The 3249-nt window shown below is 58.2% G+C and carries 1 protein-coding gene; it reads right to left on the reverse strand.

Annotated features, from left to right (window positions below; genetic code table 11):
- Positions 1-3249 (reverse strand): beta strand repeat-containing protein (locus tag BFP96_RS31465; protein ID WP_371914778.1); only part of this gene is annotated, 3249 nt, incomplete at both ends.

Raw genomic sequence — 3249 nt, forward strand, 5'->3', positions numbered from 1 at the left:
CGGTGTAGACGATGTTGCCGCCTTCGCCAACAGTAGTGGTGGCGGTCAGTACAACGTCGACCTTGTCGATGGTGTCGTTGATCGCGGTGGTTGCACTGTTTTGCGCAACTACCAGCTTCTCGAAGTCGCCGCCGGAAGCGTCGGTGATTTTGACGATCTGGGTGCTCTTGTCGATGAACACGTCATCGCTTGGAGCAGGCACGGTGACGGTGCCGACAGTTTCACCGGCTTTGATAGTGATGTTTGAGCCGTTATCCAACTTCAGCGTGACGTCACTGCCTGCTTTATTTGAGAGCGTGGCGGTGTACGTGATCTGGCCACCCTCGTTGACTGCGCTCGGCGCGGTCAGCGTGACAGTGGTGGTGTTGTCGGTACCCGGTGTATCGGTAACGGTGGTGTTAATCGGCGTGGTACCTGGAACCAGATTTTCGAAGTGCTCGCCACCAGTGACAGTCTTGATAGCAGTGGTGACGGTCTGGTCGCCCTTGTAGACATCATCCGGCGCAACAACCGAAACAGAACCGCTCGACTGATTTACGCCGATAGTGATGCTCTGGCCGTTATCCAGGGTGACAGTCAGCGGGTTAGTGATGTTAGTCACCAGCGCGCCATTTTTATCCACAAGGCTGGCGGTGTAAACGATGTTGCCGCCTTCGCCAACCGTGGTGGTAGCGGTCAGAACCACATCGACTTTGTCGATGGTGTCGTTGATCGCTGTCGTTGCGCCGTTGCCAGCAACTTCCAGTTTCTCGAAGTTGCCGCCAGTGGTCTCAGTGATCTGGACGGTCTGAGTGCTCTTATCGATAAACACGTCATCGCTTGGCGCAGGCACGGTCACGGTGCCGACGGTATCGCCGGCTTTGATCGTGATGCTTGAGCCGTTATCCAGCTTCAGCGTGACGTCAGTATCGGCCTTATTACTTAAGGTCGCGGTATAGGTGATCTGACCACCCTCGCTCGCTGCAGCCGGCGCGGTCAGCGTAACGGTTGTGGTATCGACGGAATCGGTAATGGTGGTGAGTGCCGGAGTCGTGCTCGGCACCAGGCTTTCAAAATTGCCACCGGTTGCGCCGGTGATAGTGGTGCTGACGGTCGAACCGTTGACGTAGACGTCATTGGCTGGGGTATCGACTACCACCGTGCCCGTCGACTCACCCGCCTTGATGGTAATCACCGAGCCATTGCTCAAGGTGACGCTCACCGGGGTTTGCGCCGGGTTGGTCAGGGTCGCGGTGTAGGTGATCTGACCGCCTTCGGTCACGGTCGAACCGGCCGTCAGGGTGACAGTGGTGGTATCGACCACATCAGTAATGGTGGTAACCGCAGGCGTAGTGCTCGGCACCAGGTTTTCAAAGTTGCCGCCGGTTGCGCCTGTAATAGTGGTGCTGACGGTCGAACCGTTAACGTAAACGTCGTTGGCCGGCGTATCGACAACAACAGTACCCGTCGACTCACCTGCCTTGATGGTAATCACCGAGCCATTGCTCAAGGTGACGTTCACCGGCGTCTGCGCCGGGTTGGTCAAGGTCGCGGTGTAAGTGATCTGACCGCCTTCGGTCACGGCGGAACCGGCCGTCAGCGTGACAGTGGTGGTATCGACCGAATCAGTGATTGTAGTAACCGCAGGCGTCGTGCTCGGCACCAGGTTTTCAAAGTTGCCGCCGGTTGCGCCGGTAATAGTGGTGCTGACGGTCGAACCGTTGACGTAGACGTCATTGGCCGGGGTATCGACAACAACAGTACCTGTGGACTCACCCGCCTTGATGGTAATCACCGAGCCATTGCTCAGGGTGACGTTCACCGGGGTTTGCGCCGGGTTGGTCAGGGTGGCGGTGTAGGTGATCTGGCCACCTTCGGTCACGGTCGAACCGGCCGTCAGCGTGACAGTGGTGGTATCGACCACATCAGTAATAGTGGTGACCGCAGGCGTCGTGCTCGGCACCAGGTTTTCAAAGTTGCCGCCGGTTGCGCCGGTAATGGTGGTGCTGACGGTCGAACCGTTGACGTAGACGTCATTGGCCGGGGTATCGACAACCACAGTACCCGTCGATTCCCCCGCCTTGATGGTAATCACCGAGCCATTGCTCAAGGTAACGCTCACCGGGGTTTGCGCCGGGTTGGTCAGGGTCGCGGTGTAAGTGATCTGACCGCCTTCGGTGACGGTCGTGTCGGCAGTCAGCGTAACGGCGGTGGCATCGACCGAATCAGTGATTGTAGTAACCGCAGGCGTCGTGCTCGGCACCAGGCTTTCGAAATTGCCACCGGTAGCGCCGGTAATGGTGGTGCTGACGGTAGAGCCATTAACGTAGACGTCATTGGCCGGCGTATCGACAACAACAGTACCTGTGGACTCACCCGCCTTGATGGTAATCACCGAGCCATTGCTCAAGGTGATGCTCACCGGGGTTTGTGCCGGGTTGGTCAGGGTCGCGGTGTAAGTGATCTGACCGCCTTCGGTGACGGTCGTGTCGGCAGTCAGCGTAACGGCGGTGGCATCGACCGAATCAGTGATTGTAGTAACCGCAGGCGTAGTGCTCGGCACCAGGCTTTCGAAATTGCCACCGGTAGCGCCGGTAATGGTGGTGCTGACGGTCGAACCATTAACGTAGACGTCATTGGCCGGCGTATCGACAACAACAGTACCCGTCGATTCCCCCGCCTTGATGGTAATCACCGAGCCATTGCTCAAGGTGACGCTCACCGGCGTCTGTGCCGGGTTGGTCAGGGTCGCGGTGTAGGTGATCTGGCCACCTTCAGTCACGGTGGAACCGGCCGTCAGGGTGACAGTGGTGGTATCGACCACATCAGTAATGGTGGTGACCGCAGGCGTGGTGCTCGGCACCAGGTTTTCAAAGTTGCCGCCGGTAGCGCCTGTAATAGTGGTGCTGACGGTCGAGCCATTAACGTAGACGTCATTGGCCGGGGTATCGACAACAACAGTACCTGTGGACTCACCCGTTTTGATGGTAATCACCGAGCCATTGCTCAAGGTGACGCTCACCGGGGTTTGCGCCGGGTTGGTCAGGGTCGCGGTGTAGGTGATCTGACCACCTTCGGTCACGGTCGAACCGGCCGTCAGCGTAACAGTGGTGGTATCGACCACATCAGTAATAGTGGTGACCGCAGGCGTCGTGCTCGGCACCAGGTTTTCAAAATTGCCGCCGGTTGCACCGGTAATGGTGGTGGTGACGGTCGAACCGTTAACGTAGACGTCGTTAGCCGGGGTATCCACGACCACTGTACCAACCG

Origin of the sequence: Pseudomonas sp. 34 E 7 (assembly GCF_900005715.1) — a bacterium.
Taxonomy (GTDB): domain Bacteria; phylum Pseudomonadota; class Gammaproteobacteria; order Pseudomonadales; family Pseudomonadaceae; genus Aquipseudomonas; species Aquipseudomonas orientalis_A.